We start from the raw sequence: 15444 nt of genomic DNA on the forward strand, positions 1-15444 counted from the left end.
GAAACCCCTGCGGAAGAACGAGGTGAGATGATGGATGCGCAGGAGCTGTCCTCGGCGCCGGTGCGCTCATTACGTGAGCGCAAGAAGACAGCGAAGCAGAGCAGAATCCTGGACGCGGCCGCCCGGCTGTTCGCCGAGAAGGGCTATGCCGCTGTGACCACCTCGGAGATCGCCGCAGCGGCCGATGTCGGAGTGGGCACCCTGTTCCGTTATGCCGGGTCGAAGGCCGAGTTGCTGGTTTCGGTGATGAATGACCGGCTCGCCGAAGGCATCGAGGCGGGTCTCGCCGAGGCCAAAGGTGGCCGGACGATCACCGAGTCGATTCTGGCCATCCTGCGTCCGCTCAGCGAAGAGTCCATGACTCATCCCGAGAACATGATCGCCTATGAACGCGAGGCGCTTTTCGGCAGCGCCGAGCACCGCGATTCAGCCACCGCGAGCGTCTCGCGCGTCGAAGAGGCCATCCTCGAGGTCCTGCAGCTGCACCAGGCGCTCCCCCGCGACCCCTCCGCACAGCTCGGCGATATCGCACACATCATCTATGCCGTCTTGTATCTCGACCTCGTCAAGGTCGGTATCGGACATGCGAGCATCGCCGATCTGGAATCGAGCGTCGAACGGTCGGTGAATTTGCTGGTCGGCCCGCTTCTGGACAGTTGATCTGCACGACAGTCCGGCGCCCGGTCGCTGTGTATCGTGGGCTCCCGTGACCGGCCAGCTGCTACCCGCCCTGATGGCGATCCTGCTCGGCATCCTTGCCGGGGTGCTGTTGTTCGTCCCGTTCGTCGCGATTCAATACCGCCGCCAGGGACGGCTGACCGTGACGCAGACCGTGGTGTGGGCGGGCTTTCTGGTCTACGGGCTGGCGCTGTGGACCTATACCCTTTTGCCGCTGCCGGTGCCGGAGGAGATCCGCTGCGCGCCGAAGCAGCTGCGCCCGCTCCAGTTCATCGACGATGTCCTCGGCTATCCGATCGGATCGATCGGCGAGATCCTCCGGAATCCAGCGATCATGCAGGTGGCGCTCAATGTGCTGCTGTTCTTCCCGCTCGGTTTCTTTCTCAGATTCACACTGCGCCGCGGAGTCGTGGCGACCACAGCCATCGGATTTGTGATCTCGCTGCTCATCGAGACCACGCAGTTGACCGGCGTCTGGGGCATCTACCCCTGCGCGTACCGGATCTTCGATGTCGATGACCTACTCGCCAATACCGCGGGAGCCCTGCTCGGCGGGCTGTGCTCCCTGGCGCTGCGCCCCTGGCTCGCCCGTCGCGATGCGACCGTCCTGCCGGGCAAGCCGACACCGATTACCGTCTGGCGGCGCCTGCTGGGCATGCTGTGCGATGCGATGGTCGTCTGGCTCACCAGCGCACTTGCCGGCGTGATCTCGAATGCTTGGCAGCTGTATGTGCTCGCGATCCCGGCCACCGATCTCAATCAGAGCGTGACATCGGCAGTCACAGTGGCAGTCCCCCTGGTCCTGACGGCAGCGCTCACACTGGCCACCGGACGAAGTGCGGGCGATCTGGCAGTGCTCATCTGCTGGCAGAGCCGAATCCGTCCGCGACTTCTCGCCCGTCTGCTGCGCTATCTGTGCGGAGTCGGCGGCTGGCAGTTGCTCGTCGCGTTCGCCTCGCCCCTGGATTGGGTCTTCGCGGCGGCCGGCATCGTCGCCCTCCTGGCGACCACGGATCGCGGAGGACTACCCGGCATCGTGGCCCGGATGCGGCCAGTGGATTCGCGGGCTCCCAGCCACGATCCCCTCTGAGCAACACCCCGACCGGGTCGTCCCGGAGCAGCACGCAGTGACCCACCGGCCGGCGGCCCTGCACAGATAGCCGGATAAGGCTGATGCCGGCGGCCCCGTCCCATGGCGGTGCCGCCGGCATCAGCGCGGTAAGGAGACCGGACTCACAGCCTGCCGAGCAGGCTCCTGCTGATGATCAGGCGCTGCACCTCGCTGGTGCCCTCGTAGATGGTGGTGATGCGAGCATCACGGTAGAGACGCTCGGCAACGACGCCGCGGATGTAGCCGGAGCCACCGAGGATCTGAACCGCCTTGCCGGTATTGCGGATCGCAGCCTCACTGGCAAACAGCTTGGCCATCGAGCAGGCGGTGCCGGCGTCCTGTCCGGTGTCGAGCAGCTCGGCGCCCGCGTCGAGCAGCAGGCGAGCGGCGCGGTAGTCGGTCGCCATATCGGCCAGCGTGAACGCGATCGTCTGGAAGGCGCCGATGGGCTTCTTGAACTGGCGGCGAGTCTTCGCGTGCTCAGTGGCAGTGTCCAGAGCCGCGTGCGAAATCCCGTTTGCCAAAGCACCGATGCCGAGGCGGCCCTTCTCCAGAACGGACATGACCGCCGCAAAGCCGGCGCCTTCGGCCCCGAGCACCGCGTCGGCAGGCAGCCGGACATCGGTGAAGACGAACCCGCCGACCTGGGATGCGCGCTGGCCCATCTTGTGCTCGTGGTAGGCACGCTCAACACCTGGGGTGTCGACGGGCACCAGGAACATCGTCATGCCACCGTGGGTACGCTTTTCGGGATCGGTCAAGGCGAGCACCATGGCGAAGTCGGCGATCGGTGCATTGTGAATGAAGATCTTCTCGCCGTTGAGAATCCAGTCGCTGCCGTCGCGGTGCGCATTGGTCTTCAGGCCACCCAGATCCGAGCCGGCGTCGGCCTCGGTCAGGGCATAGCTGCAGCGCTGCGTGCCGGCGAGCAACCCGGGGAGATAACGTGCCTTCTGCTCGCTGGTCCCATGCTTGACCAGCAGCGAACTCACGAGCTCGACGAGCCCGCACTGATCGGCAACGCTGGCATAGCCATAGGCCAGCTCTTCCATCACGGTCACGTAGTCGGCCACGCAACCACCGACGCCACCGTCTTCTTCCGGCACGGTGATGCCGAGCAGCCCCAGCTCACCCAGCTGTGCATAGATCTCAGCCGGGAACCGCTCGGTCTCGTCGAGATCCGCCACGATCGGTGCGATGTTGTCGGCCGCGAACTCCCGCACCATAGCGGTCAACGCGGCGAGTTCTTCCTTCCGCGTAGTGTCTGCTTGGTCCATTGTGAACCTCCATGTTGGCATTGGACGCCCAGAAAGCGTTTTCTCACATCTTGCCCGCCTGCGGTCCTCAGCGCAAGTCCATGTCAGCTGATCGGCGTCGCCTCTCGGAGGGCCGGCCCAGTCGATTCGCGGACCACTACCGGCGAGGGGATCAGGCTCGCGGCGATCGGCGGCTGACCTCGAAGCACCTGCCTGAGAGCATTCCAGGCGTGCTCTCCCAACTGGGTCTTGAGACTGACCGCGGTCGTCAACGTCGGGCGGACATATCGCGCCATCTCGATATCGTCGAATCCGGTCACCGAGATGTCATTCGGCACCTTGAATCCGATTTCCCGGAGCCGGGCGATGACCCCCAGGGCCGCCAAATCGTTGTAGGCCATGATTGCGGTCGGCTCGAAATCCAGAGCGGCCGAGGCGGCGCGATAGCCGGCCTCGATGGTGGGCTCTCCCTCCACGACTGCCGCCTCGAAGCCGAACTCCCGCGCGTCGTGGATCCCGCGTAGTCGTTCGCGATTCTGCCACGACAAGGCCGAACCCGCCATATACACAACCCGCGAGTGACCGAGACCACTCAGATGCCGGCACAGCTCCAAGGTCGCCGAGCGGGTGTCCGCAAGCGCCATGGGCAACGCGATGCTCGGTTCCTGCCGATTGATCAGCACCATGGGGAACCCATCCGCGGACAGCGCCCGAAGGTCGTCACCAGGCATCCGCGGCGAAACCAGAATCAGACCATCGACGCTGGTGCGCAGACGCCGGCAGGCATCGAGTTCTTCCTTGACGTCACCGCCGGAATCGGAGACGAGAACTCGATATCCGTCGCCTTTGCTCTGCGCGACGATCGATTCCAAGATGTCGGTGAAATACGGGTTGCGCAGGTCGGGAACGACCACGCCGATCACCCGGTACGCGCCCGAGGCCAGACCCCTGGCAGCAGCATTCGGCCGATAGCCCAGACGACCGGCCGCAGCCCGGACATCGTCCACCATGGCCTGGTTGACGGTGGACTGACCATTGAGGACACGCGACACGGTCGCGATGGACACTCCGGCCTCCTTCGCGACGTCGCCAATGGTGACCTGCCTGACCATTACACTCCCTCCACCTGATTCGACACGCTACATCCGCGACAAACTGTAACTGCTTCGGCATCGATGCTGGCCGTCTTGCGCAAGCTCAGAATTCCAGCTAATCTCGTTTCAGAAAGCGCTTTCTCAAGGATGTGAGCGCCAACCGAGGAGAGCCATGAGAACGATAGTGCTGGTGAAGCATGTTCCCGACACCGAGCTACCCCGTCACCTGGACACCGCGACTGGGGCCATCGACATGTCCGGGGACAATGTCCTGGATGAGATCAACTCCCGGGCGCTGACCTGGGCTCTTGATCTGCGCAACGCCGCAGGTGGCGAGGTGATTGCGCTCACGATGGGGCCCAAGGCGGCCACCGAGAGCCTGCGCGCAGCGCTCGCCATCGGCGCGAACGAGGCCGTGCACATCATCGACGATGCGCAGCCGGGCCCAGATGCGATTGCGAGTTCCGCCGTGCTGGCGGCCGCGATCAAGCAGATCGGATTCGACTTGGTCGTCGCAGGCGACGCGTCCACCGATGGCAGCACCGGCGCCGTGCCCGCCATGCTGGCCGAGCGCCTCGGTGTCCCCCACCTCACCTATGTCACGGCTGCGAGCGTCGCCGGGCAGACCATCACCGCCACCCGAGACGGTGGCGACGTCAGCTACGAACTCACCGCTGATCTGCCCGCCGTGGTATCGGTCACCGAAAAGATCGCCGAGCCGAAGGTGCCGGGCTTCAAGGGCATCATGACGGCCAAGCGCAAGCCTCGCCGCACTCTGCAGCTGTCCGATCTCGGTCTCGATGCCTCCTCGCTTGCCGGCGGCGGCTGGACGATCACTTCCGTGACGCCGAAGCCGCCCCGCGGTAAGGGCCACACCATCACCGATGACGGCACCGCCGCCCAGCAGATCACCGACTACCTCGCCAATCTCCAAATCATCGGGAAGTGAGCGCCATGTCTATCATTCTTGTCCCGGCCGAACACGCTGCCGGAGAGATCAACCCCACTGTCGGACCTGCCCTGAGCGTCGCCAGCGAACTCGGCGAAGCGGCCGCAGTCCTGGTCGTCAACTCGGCCGCAGACGCAGCACCGCTGGCCGCGAAGCTGGGCGCGCTCGGAGCATCCCGGGTCTACGTTGCCACCGCTGACGATGTCCTGGTCACGCCGCTGGTCGATGCGCTGCAGGCGGCCGTATCCGCGGCCGGCGAGGTGGGCGCAGTGATTCTGCCGGCAAGCCTCGAGGCTCGGGAAGCCGGCGCACGGCTGGCCGTCCGGCTCGGATCGGGCCTGATCACCGACGCCAGCGACGTGCAGCGAGTGGACGGCCAGCTGGTCGCTACTCAGGTGGTGCTCGGCGGCGACTACACGATCACCTCCACTGCCGGCGCTGCGGGCATCCCGGTCATCGGCGTGACCCTGACGGTCCGCGACGCTGCCGCCCCCGCCGTGGCTTCCCCGGCGATCGTGGATCTGGCGCCCCAGCCGGTCTCGGCCCGTTCCGCTCGCGTCACTGCTCGCAACCACGTGCAGGCCAGCTCCGACCGGCCGAATCTGCAGACCGCCAAGGTGGTCGTGTCCGGTGGACGTGGGCTCGGGTCGGCCCAGGGCTTCCAGCTGGTCGAGCAGCTCGCCGATTCGCTCGGCGCCGCCGTTGGCGCCTCGCGTGCAGCCGTCGACTCCGGCTACTGCGACCACCGGCTTCAGGTCGGGCAGACCGGCGTGACCGTGACACCCGACGTGTACATCGCGCTGGGCATCTCCGGTGCCATGCAGCACCTGGCCGGCATGCAGTCCGCGAAGACGATCATCGCGATCAACAAGGACGCCGATGCTCCCATCTTCGAGGTCGCCGATCTCGGCGTGGTCGGCGATCTGCGGACCATCCTGCCCGAACTCATCAGCCAGGTCAGCGCGCGGAACGCGTCCCAGGGCGACTGACCGGCGCATGTGCCCACGTCATATCCGGTATTTCCGCTCCGAGACAAGAATTTGAGGGACTGTCATGGCTGTCTTGCCTGAAGGTGTCAGCTGGCGCAAGGTCACTATCTGGTCGGTCGCCGCTGTGGCCGCCCTTGCGCTTGCGGTGCTGCTCGCCCGCTTCTTGATCAGCCTGCCCACGGTTGCAGCGTTCATCGAGCGCTATCCGGGGGTCGCCACTGCTCCGGAGTCTTCTCCGGTAGGCCTGCCCGGATGGCTGCGATGGCAGCACTTCCTGAACATGTTCTTCATGATCATGATCATCCGGGCGGGGTGGCTGGTCCGCACGACTCAGCGTCCCAAGGCGTTTTGGACCCGCGACAACACGAAGTTCATCAAGACCGCGGGAGAGCCGACGAAGATCAGCTTCAACCTGTGGATTCACCTCGCCTTCGATGTCTTCTGGGTGCTGAATGGGGTTATCTTCATCATCTTGCTGTTCGTCACCGGCCAGTGGATGAGGGTGGTGCCGACCAACTGGGATGTCTTCCCCAACGCGGTGTCCGTAGGCCTGCAGTACCTGTCGCTCGACTGGCCCACCGAACACAGCTGGGCCCACTACAACGCGCTGCAGCTGCTGACCTACTTCATCACGATCTTCATCGCCGCACCGTTGAGCCTCATCAGCGGCTTCCGGATGTCGCCATCGTGGTCAACGCGTTGGACCCGGGCAGGAAAGCTCCTGCCGCTCGAGGTGACCCGGAAGATCCACGTCGGTGTAATGGTGTATTACCTCTTGTTCATCGTGGTGCACGTGACGCTGGTCATGGCTACCGGCGCGCTGCGCAACCTGAATCACATGTATACCGGGACCGACGACGTCAGCTGGACGGGATTCTGGTACTTCGCAGCATCCATGGTGGTCGTTGTGATCGGCTGGGTGCTCGCCCGTCCGATGTTCCTGCAACCGATCGCCTCGATCGGCGGAAAGGTCACCGCACGCTGACCCACACCCCGCCGACCACAGGCCACGCCGCCTGGCCCAGACGTCGTCCGACCGGACCGGCTGGAGCCAAGGCAGCGTGGCCTGTCCTGCTGCCGGACGACGCTGTCAATCTCAGCAAGACAAAGGAGTAGTACATGGTGCAGTTCCTCAGTGGCCCGCAGGCCGCCGAGTACATCAAGGACGGCGATTCCATCGCCCTGCTCGGAAACGGCGGAGCGGTATTGGAACCCCGGATGGTCTACCGCTGCATCGAAGAGCGCTTCCTGGCCACCGGCTCTCCTCGCGATCTCAGCCTGTCGCATTCCACCGGGATCGGGGACAAGGCCGTCGAGGGCATGTCCCGATTCGCCCATGAGGGCATGGTCAAACGCGTCATCGGAGGCCATTGGGGATGGTCCCCCCGGATGCAGCAGCTGGCGGCCGAAGGCAAGATTCAGGCGTATAACCTGCCTCTGGGCGTGATCGTCTCCCAGTATCGTGAGATCGCCGCCAAACGTCCGGGATTGATCACCAAGACCGGCTTGGGCACCTACGCCGATCCGCGCATCGACGGCGGACGGCTCAACCTGGCCACGCCCAACGATCTCGTCCGCCTGATCGAGATCGACGGCCAAACCTGGCTGCATTACCGGCCGTGGCAGGTGGATGTCGGCATCGTGCGGGGCACGACCGCCGATGAGGACGGCAACATCACATTCGAAGAAGAAGTCGCATTCCTCGAGGCCCAAGCCATCGCCCAGGCCGCTCACAATTGCGGGGGCATCGTGATCGCTCAGGTGCACCATGTCGCCGAGCGCGGGTCGCTGGATCCGCAGCTGGTCAAGATTCCCGGCATGCTCGTCGATATCGTGGTCGTCGATCCCGATCAATGGCAGACGAGCGAGGGCCGCTACGATCCCGCCCTGTGCGGTCGGCAACGAAAGCCGATAGGTTCGCTGCCGGCCATGCCGCTGACCCAGCGCAAGGTCATCGCGCGGCGCGCCGCGATGGAGGTCAAGCCGGGGATGATCTTCAATCTCGGCTACGGGATGCCCGATGGAGTCGCCTCGGTGTGCTCCGAGGAGGGCATCACGAATACGCTCACGGCCACTATCGAGCAGGGTTTGGTGGGCGGGACCCCGGCATCGGGCGACATCTTCGGTGCCGCCTACAACGCCAGCGCCTTTGTCGATTCTCCTAGTCAGTTCGATTTCTATTCCGGTGGTGGATTGGATCTCACCTGCCTGGGGCTGGCTCAGGTCGACGAGCGAGGCAATGTCAACGTGTCCCGATTCGGCACCACGATCGCAGGCTGCGGCGGCTTCATCGACATCTCGCAATCGGCGGGCACCTGCATCTTCTGCGGCACCTTCACCGCCGGCGGCCTCAAGACGAGCATCGTCGACGGTGAACTGCGAATCCTTCACGAAGGTCATTCACGCAAGTTCGTCAAACGCGTCGAGCATGTGACCTTCTCCGGACAACACGCCCTCGACGAAGAACAGACAGTGTGGTACGTCACCGAACGCTGCGTCTTCCGGCTGGGCAGTACCGGATTGGAACTGGCGGAGATTGCTCCGGGCGTCGACCTGCAGACCGACATTCTCGACCAGATGGGCTTCCTCCCGCTCATCCGAGCCGACCTCAAGCTTATGGACCCGCGGATCTTCGACGAAGGGCTCATGGGCCTGGCTCACCAAGCCGAGGCCCTTCGCTGATCGGCCTGCAAAAAAGCGGGACCGGCACCTTCCCTCCAGGTGCCGGTCCCGCGCCGACGTTCAGCTCATTCGAACGCCGGAGTCAGCTCACTCCCCCGGTCTCCCGGTAGCGCCGCCAGACGTTCTCGAAGAAGTCGTCATCGGCCGGTATGGGCCGCACATCGCGCCAGCTGATCTCCACCTCGGGCGATTCGCCGGACCCCGCCAGGCGCACCTCTTGCGTGGTGGAGTCCAAGTCCGTGCCCGACAACCGGAATCTGAACAGCTCGGAATCATCGGCGGCAGAAACCACCTGGTCCAGATCTCCCTCGACCGGGAAGGCACCGGCAGGATCGGAGTAGAGCACCGAACCGCGCGAGCCCGCGTCCTTGTGGACGAAGTCGCTCATCGCCGAGGTGTAGACGAATGCCGTTGTCAGGGCATCGCGGAGGAGGAAGAGCCGGTCGACCAGCCGGCGGGAATCCGGATCAGCGGAGACGATCCGCGGCAGATCGGCCAACCATTGCCCGATCGTGACGCTCGCCTGGTCGATGGAGGTAGCAGAGCGCACCGGACCCGCGTCGGCACTCATGAGTTCGGCAAGCTGCTGCAGCAGATCCAGGGAGGTGAGCTCCACGCCCTCGGCCGCATTGACGGCAGCGGCATTGACCAGGCCGAGCGCCTCGCCGACCGGGCCGCGGGCGGCGTTCACGAAGGACGCCGAGTCCTCCGAAGGGGCCTGCGCACGACGCTTGGCGATGTACTCGGCCGCGCGGGTGGCGCCCACCTGGCCACTGTTCAGCGCCGAGCCGCCGGGCCGGTAGACGCCGTGAGAACCGGCGGCCTCACCGACCGGGAAGAAACCTTCCAGATTGGAACGCCACCACGAGTCGACCGCGAATCCGCCGTTGTTGTGCTGGGCGCAGACGTCCACCTCCAGCAGCTCGGTGGCCAGATCGACCCTGGGGCCCTTCTCCAAGTAGAAGTCATAGGCCGGCCGGTTCATGTGGATCAGCCGCTCGATCGGGCTGTTCTGCAGGGCGCCGGCGCGCTCCAGGTAGGTGCGTGCTTCCGGCTCCAGCTGATCGGGGTCGAAGGGCTCGTCCGCAATGTTGTACATGAAGTCCAAATAGACCCGGCGACCACGCAGCTGAGTCTCGCGGTAGACCAGCAGATCGATGACCGATGAGCCGTCACGAGCCTTGCGGATGTCGAAGGGCCACTGGTACCCCTTCAGGAAGATCAGCGAAGCGAGCCGCCCCCGATCGGGGATCGCGTCCAGCAAGAACTCCCGCGGGTCGCTGCCGTCCGGCTCGGTGGAGATGAACCGGGGCACGACCTGCATATAGGTGCCCGACACATTCCATCTCGGACGCAGGGAAGCCAGGCCGAACTGCCACTCGGTGACGTTCTTGCCGACCACACCCGCCCGGTAGCCCGCGCCCGAGGCACCCCACTGGCCATGCGGGAAGACGCTGTTTGCGTAGAGCATCGCCGGGCCGCCGGTGGCGTAAACCACATTCGTGCAACGGATGAGAAGCAGCGGGGGGTTTGCAGCGTCCCAGTCGCGATCGCGCCTGAGCACCAGGAGGCCGATCACCTTGTCATCGTCCACGATCAGATCGACCACGCGGCATTCCGAGATGACCGGGATGCCCTGCTCCTGCGCCTTCTTCTCCAGCGCTTCGACCATGGAACGCGAGGTATACGGGCCCACGGAGGTGGCCCGCTGCCGCGGATCATGATCGGTCTTGTAACCTACGAACTCGCCGTACTCATTGCGAGGGAATGGGACGCCGATATCGCACAGGTGCAAGAAGGTCCTTGCCGACAGCGCCGCCTCGGCAAGCGCGTTGTCACCGTCCATCGCACCGCCGGCGAACAGCGTGCTGGCCATCTCGCGCACCGAGTCCGGCTCCGAGCCCGCCAGCGTCAGCTTGTAATAGGTCTGCTTGTCCGAGCCCGCGTTACGAGAGGTACCCGCCTTGGTCTTGTCGGTCACGATGACGACATCGTCCTGACCGAATTCGACAAGCCGGGTGGCGGCGCAGAAGCCTGCCGAACCTGTTCCGACAACGACCGTATTGGTCGTGAGGACATCGAGTTCGAGCCTCTCGAGAACCTCGAGAATATGTGTTTCGATATTCGCCACAGTCTCACTTCCTCCAACGCTGGCCAGTTGAACACGCGCAAGATACCATCCTGGCCCTCCTGGAGGGCCCTGTCAGGAATGCCGTGGCTCTCCATGGCCACGACTCGCCATACGACATCTGGCGACGTACTGTGCATCCTACCGTAGCTGCATCTTTGCAGCAATTGCTGTCGACGTGTCATCACTGCTCATCCATCAGCCCTCTGCCACGCGCCTGCCCCATGCCTGACGCCGCACCGTTGGACGAGGCAACCCAGCGGAGACGTCTGGACAAGCATTGACGTGCTCGCCTCACAGCCCGATACCGCGGAAATAGCCAGTGGCGCGATCCACCGCCAGTTCGGGGTCGGGGAACAGTCCGATGCCTGCCGCCTCCGCGAACAGGTCGGCCAGATGCAAGACGGTACGACCACTCTCGAGCCCGGCGAGCATCCGGAAGTGCGACTGGTCCCCCATGAGGAAGCTGAGCCACGCGACTCCGGTCTTATAGAACTGCGTGGGCGCCTCGAACAGCAACCTGCTGAGCGCAACGGTGGGATCGAGAATTGTGTGAAACCCCGCGGTGTCTGCGGCGTCCAGCCTCAGGAGCGCAGCGGACGCGTACCGAGGTATGACCGCGAATGCGCCCAGAAGCGCGTCGCAATGACCGCTCTCGTCGCCGGCGATGAGCTCGGCATAGTTGAAATCATCGCCGGCGAACACCCGCACCCCCTCGGGAAGCCGACGGCGCAGCACGCCCTCGCGTCCTGCGTCAAGAAGGGAGACCTTGATTCCGACGACGGCTTCGGCGTGGGCGTTGACGAGGGTCACCACGGTGTCGACAGCGGCGTCGAGGTCATCACTGCCCCAGTAACCGGCCAGCTGCGGGTCGAAAATCGCACCTAGCCAGTGCAGAATGACGGGACGGCTGGCTGCCTCGATCACGCGACCATAGATGGCGAGGTAGTCGTCCACGGAAGCCGCGCTCAGGGCGAGCTGCCTGCTGGCCATGACAACCACACAGCCGCCGGCGGACTCGATCTGTTCGAGTTGCTCAAGATAGGCATCACCTATCGCGGTAAGCGTCGCCGGACCGGCAGGAAGCTGATCGGTTGCGATACCGACGACCACCTGCCCACCGCAAGAAGCCGCTTCCCGCACGGTGCGTCGGCCCAGTTCGAGGGCAGTCGCAGCGTCCAGACCCATGCCACGCTGGGCGGTGTCCATGCTCTCTGCAACACCGAGCCCCAGGGCCCACAACCTGTGGCGTACCGCCATGGTGGCGTCCCAGTCAATGGTCGCGGATACCGAGGCGGCGGCGCGTAGTGGATCGGCCACGACGTGACCGGCGGCGTAGACGAGTCTGCTCAATGGCGGAGTCCTGGCAGTGATCAGCGCGGGCGGGGCGAGCAACTCAACGGTGCGTGCCCCGCTGGGCCCGGGGATTCGGACCGTGGCGGGCGTAGTCATGCGGATTCCTTCTGCGCGGAGGTGATGAGATGACGGGCTACTGCATCCCATATGTCCTCAATGGTCACCTGGTGTTTCCGAAGACTCCGCCAGCGTACAGGCGGCCATGGGCGAGTCTTCGGCAGCGGGACTCTTCGACAGCGAAACTTCTGGCAGCACGCCGCAGCCAGCAGCACAAGCTCTCTGGTGGTGGCACCAAGACGGTCTTCAAGCTGGCGTTCAACCAGACCGAGGATCACCCGCAGTACGTGGCGGGCGTCGAGTTGGGCAAGAAGCTCGAGGAGGCGACCGACGGCCGGTACTCGATCCGGGTCTACCCGAACGAGCAGTTGGGCGGCCAGGCCGATGTCGTTCAGAATCTGTCGAACGGCACCGTCGAAATGATGTGGATCGCGGCCAGCATCCTGGAGGGATACAACCCGGACTTCGTGGTGTTCAACCTGCCGTACATGTTCGACTCCACCGAGGCACAGACCCAGGTGTTGTCGGACACTGATCTGCTGAGCGATCTGTACACCTCGCTCGAGGCGAGCAAGTCGATCACGGTCCTCACCGGTGTGAACGCCGGCACCCGTAACGTCTACAACAGCAAGCGCCCGATCCGGACTCCTGCTGACATGCAGGGTCTGAAGGTCCGGGTGCAGCAGTCGGATTCGCAGGTAGCGATGATCGAAGCCATGGGCGCGACCGCGTCCCCGATGAACTTCGGCGATGTCTACTCGGCGATGCAGACCGGCGTCCTGGACGGTGCTGAGAACAACGAAGCCGTCTACCACTCGATGAAGCACGACGAGGTCGCGAAGTACTACTCGTACACTCGGCATCTGCTCATGCCCGACTACCTGTTGATCAACTCGAAGACGCTGGCAGGCATGGACGAGGCGGACCGCGAAGCACTCCTGGGACTGCTGCCCGAGGTCCAGACGGCGGCCAATGACGGCATGGTCGAATTCGCCAACAAGTCGATAGCCCAGTCGGAGGCGATCGGCGCTCAGTTCAACGACGACGTCGACGTCGCCGCCTTCAAGGCTCTCGTCGCGCCTCAGAACCTGGCTTCGGTCAATCAGAATGATGCACGCATCAAGCTCTACGAGGGCGTGCAGGCCGCCAATCAGGCTCACCCGGCCAAGTGACAGCACTCCGCCGGTTCTTCGCCACAGATCTCCATGGGGAAGAACCGGCGGTCCTTCCCTCCCGAAGCGGGTACTGGAAACCCGTTGACACACACAAAAAAGGCTCAGTGCATGAAAGCTTTTAGCGTATTTCAGCGCGTGGTCGATGCGATTTTGAGATGGGTTTGTATCGTATTGTTCGCGTTGCTGGTCATTCTGGTCGTGTACCAGGTAGTCATTCGTTCGTTCGGTGGTGGTAACGCGTGGACCGAGGCGATGGCGCGGATCATTTTCATTTGGCAGGGCATTATTGGTGCCGCGTATGTCATTGGTGAGAATGATGATGTCGCGATCGATTTCTTGGTTCGGAAGTTCCCGGCCGCGGTCGTGAAGTTCTTCGAGATCTTGGCGCACTCGATCGTGGGGTTCTTCGCGGTCTGGATCATGATCATGGGCGGGTGGGAACTCGCGTCGTCGGCGTTCGATCAGACGGTGGAGTTGTTGCCGTTCTCCCAGGGCCAGATCTACATGATCTTGCCTCTCGCGGGTGCTCTTATCGCGATCTACTGCGTCTTGCACATCATCAAGACGGTCACTTCGGATGTGAAGGAACTCCTTCCGGAAGAAGACATTGATATTGCATCCCTGCAGGAAGAGGGCATCTGATTATGAGTGACGCAGCACTTGTCGCCATCATCTTGGTGGTGGGCATGTTCGGGCTGATGGCGATCGGCGTGTCGGTGTCGGTATCGATCGGTCTGCCCTCGGCGATCTGTCTGGTCATCTTGATGGGCCACGATTCGGGTATTTTCACCTCGGCTCAAAAGATCTACAACGGTGTCGACTCGTTCGCGCTGCTGGCGATCCCCCTGTTCGTGTTGGCTGGGGCGATCATGAACCAAGGCGGTATCGCGTCTCGGCTCATCGAGTTCGCGAAAGCCCTGGTCGGGCCGATGCCCGGAGCGCTGGCTCAAACCAACTGTGTGACGAACATGTTGTTCTCCACGATCTCGGGATCCTCCCTGGCGTGCGCGTCGGCGGTCGGGGCGATCATGAGCCCCGAAATGGAAAAAGACGGCTACGACATGAGCTGGGCTGCCGCGGTCAACATCGCGTCCGCGCCGGCCGGGATGATGATCCCCCCGTCGAACACCGTGATCGTGTACGCGCTGGTCTCCCAGGCCTCGGTCGGCGCACTGTTCCTGGCCGGCTACATTCCCGGAATCTTGTGGATCGCGACCTGCATGGTGCTGGTCTTCTTGTACGCGCGGAAACGTCCCGAACTCAAAGGTAAAGGCTTCCCGCCCTTCAAAGACGGCATGCGCGCGTTCTTGCGGGCCCTGCCCAGCCTCGGCCTGATCGTGGTCGTCATCGGCGGTATCATCACCGGTATCTTCACCGCGACCGAAGGCGCGGCCGTGGCCGTGTCCTACGCGCTGATCTTGTCCCTGGTCTACCGCACCGTGAAAATCCGCGACATTCCCCGCATCTTGCTGACCGCGACCCGTACCGCGTCGGTGGTCATCTTCTTGATCGGATTGTCGTCCATCATGAGCTACGCCATGGTCTTCGCGAACATCCCGAACCTGATCGCCGACTGGCTGACCTCGTTCACCGACTCATCCGTGGTGTTCCTCCTCATCATGGCCGTCATCTTGCTGATCATCGGTATCCCCCTGGACGCCACCCCGGCAGTGCTGATCTTCACCCCGATCTTCCTACCGATCGCCGTCCAATACGGAGTCCACCCGGTCCACCTCGGCATGATGATGATGTTCAACATGGGCCTAGCCATCATCTCCCCACCATCAGCACCCGTCTTGTTCGTCGGCGCCCGCGTCGCCGGCAAGAAAGTCGAAGACGTCATCGGCCCCCTCATGCCCTTCTTCGGAGCCCTGATCGTCATGCTGCTCATCGTCCAATACGTGCCCGCCCTATCACTGTGGCTACCCACCGCAGCCGGCATGATCACACCGGCATAACACGGCAGAGG

Annotated in this window: 13 protein-coding genes; 9 read left to right on the forward strand and 4 right to left on the reverse strand. The window is 63.8% G+C overall.

Features of this window, described 5'->3' with window-relative positions; genetic code table 11:
• The first annotated feature begins 30 nt into the window (after positions 1-30).
• Positions 31-660 carry a TetR/AcrR family transcriptional regulator gene (locus QUE25_RS02915; RefSeq protein WP_286267403.1) on the forward strand — a complete coding sequence of 210 codons (630 nt, stop codon included), beginning with the start codon at positions 31-33 and terminating at the stop codon, positions 658-660.
• A gap of 46 nt (positions 661-706) precedes the next feature.
• Complete coding sequence (locus tag QUE25_RS02920) at positions 707-1768, forward strand: VanZ family protein (protein WP_286267404.1); 1062 nt, start codon at positions 707-709, stop codon at positions 1766-1768.
• Positions 1769-1911: 143 nt separating this feature from the next.
• Here the strand turns inward: QUE25_RS02920 and QUE25_RS02925 are convergent, their stop codons facing one another.
• Together QUE25_RS02925 and QUE25_RS02930 are read right to left on the reverse strand one after the other, a co-directional pair.
• Positions 1912-3066, reverse strand: coding sequence for an acyl-CoA dehydrogenase family protein (locus QUE25_RS02925; RefSeq protein WP_286267406.1), 1155 nt, complete (start codon positions 3064-3066; stop codon positions 1912-1914).
• An 83-nt stretch (positions 3067-3149) separates the two neighbouring features.
• Positions 3150-4157, reverse strand: coding sequence for a LacI family DNA-binding transcriptional regulator (locus tag QUE25_RS02930; RefSeq protein ID WP_286267408.1), 1008 nt, complete (start codon positions 4155-4157; stop codon positions 3150-3152).
• A 154-nt stretch (positions 4158-4311) separates the two neighbouring features.
• Between QUE25_RS02930 and QUE25_RS02935 the strand changes: the two genes are divergently transcribed.
• The 4 genes from QUE25_RS02935 to QUE25_RS02950 all read left to right on the forward strand — a co-directional run bounded on the left by QUE25_RS02935 (position 4312) and on the right by QUE25_RS02950 (position 8759).
• Entirely contained in the window at positions 4312-5088 is a 777-nt protein-coding gene (locus QUE25_RS02935) for an electron transfer flavoprotein subunit beta/FixA family protein (RefSeq protein WP_286267410.1), read from the forward strand.
• Between the two features lie 5 nt (positions 5089-5093).
• On the forward strand, positions 5094-6077 hold the full coding sequence (locus QUE25_RS02940) for an electron transfer flavoprotein subunit alpha/FixB family protein (protein WP_286268481.1): 984 nt from the start codon (positions 5094-5096) through the stop codon (positions 6075-6077).
• Positions 6078-6141: 64 nt separating this feature from the next.
• Positions 6142-7062 carry a cytochrome b/b6 domain-containing protein gene (locus tag QUE25_RS02945; RefSeq protein ID WP_286267412.1) on the forward strand — a complete coding sequence of 307 codons (921 nt, stop codon included), beginning with the start codon at positions 6142-6144 and terminating at the stop codon, positions 7060-7062.
• A gap of 134 nt (positions 7063-7196) precedes the next feature.
• Positions 7197-8759, forward strand: a complete 1563-nt coding sequence (locus QUE25_RS02950) for an acyl CoA:acetate/3-ketoacid CoA transferase (protein ID WP_286267413.1) — start codon at positions 7197-7199, stop codon at positions 8757-8759.
• Positions 8760-8841: 82 nt separating this feature from the next.
• Here QUE25_RS02950 and QUE25_RS02955 read toward each other — a convergent pair whose 3' ends face one another.
• On the reverse strand, positions 8842-10890 hold the full coding sequence (locus QUE25_RS02955; protein ID WP_286267415.1) for an FAD-binding protein: 2049 nt from the start codon (positions 10888-10890) through the stop codon (positions 8842-8844).
• A 291-nt stretch (positions 10891-11181) separates the two neighbouring features.
• On the reverse strand, positions 11182-12339 hold the full coding sequence (locus tag QUE25_RS02960) for a DUF993 family protein (RefSeq protein ID WP_286267417.1): 1158 nt from the start codon (positions 12337-12339) through the stop codon (positions 11182-11184).
• A gap of 29 nt (positions 12340-12368) precedes the next feature.
• Between QUE25_RS02960 and QUE25_RS02965 the strand changes: the two genes are divergently transcribed.
• From QUE25_RS02965 to QUE25_RS02975, 3 genes are all read left to right on the forward strand, one after another.
• Entirely contained in the window at positions 12369-13472 is a 1104-nt protein-coding gene (locus QUE25_RS02965; RefSeq protein WP_286267419.1) for a TRAP transporter substrate-binding protein, read from the forward strand.
• A gap of 111 nt (positions 13473-13583) precedes the next feature.
• On the forward strand, positions 13584-14117 hold the full coding sequence (locus tag QUE25_RS02970) for a TRAP transporter small permease (protein ID WP_286267421.1): 534 nt from the start codon (positions 13584-13586) through the stop codon (positions 14115-14117).
• Between the two features lie 2 nt (positions 14118-14119).
• Positions 14120-15433 carry a TRAP transporter large permease gene (locus QUE25_RS02975; protein ID WP_286267423.1) on the forward strand — a complete coding sequence of 438 codons (1314 nt, stop codon included), beginning with the start codon at positions 14120-14122 and terminating at the stop codon, positions 15431-15433.
• Positions 15434-15444: the final 11 nt, after the last annotated feature.

The organism is Brooklawnia propionicigenes (assembly GCF_030297015.1).
Lineage (GTDB): Bacteria > Actinomycetota > Actinomycetes > Propionibacteriales > Propionibacteriaceae > Brooklawnia > Brooklawnia propionicigenes.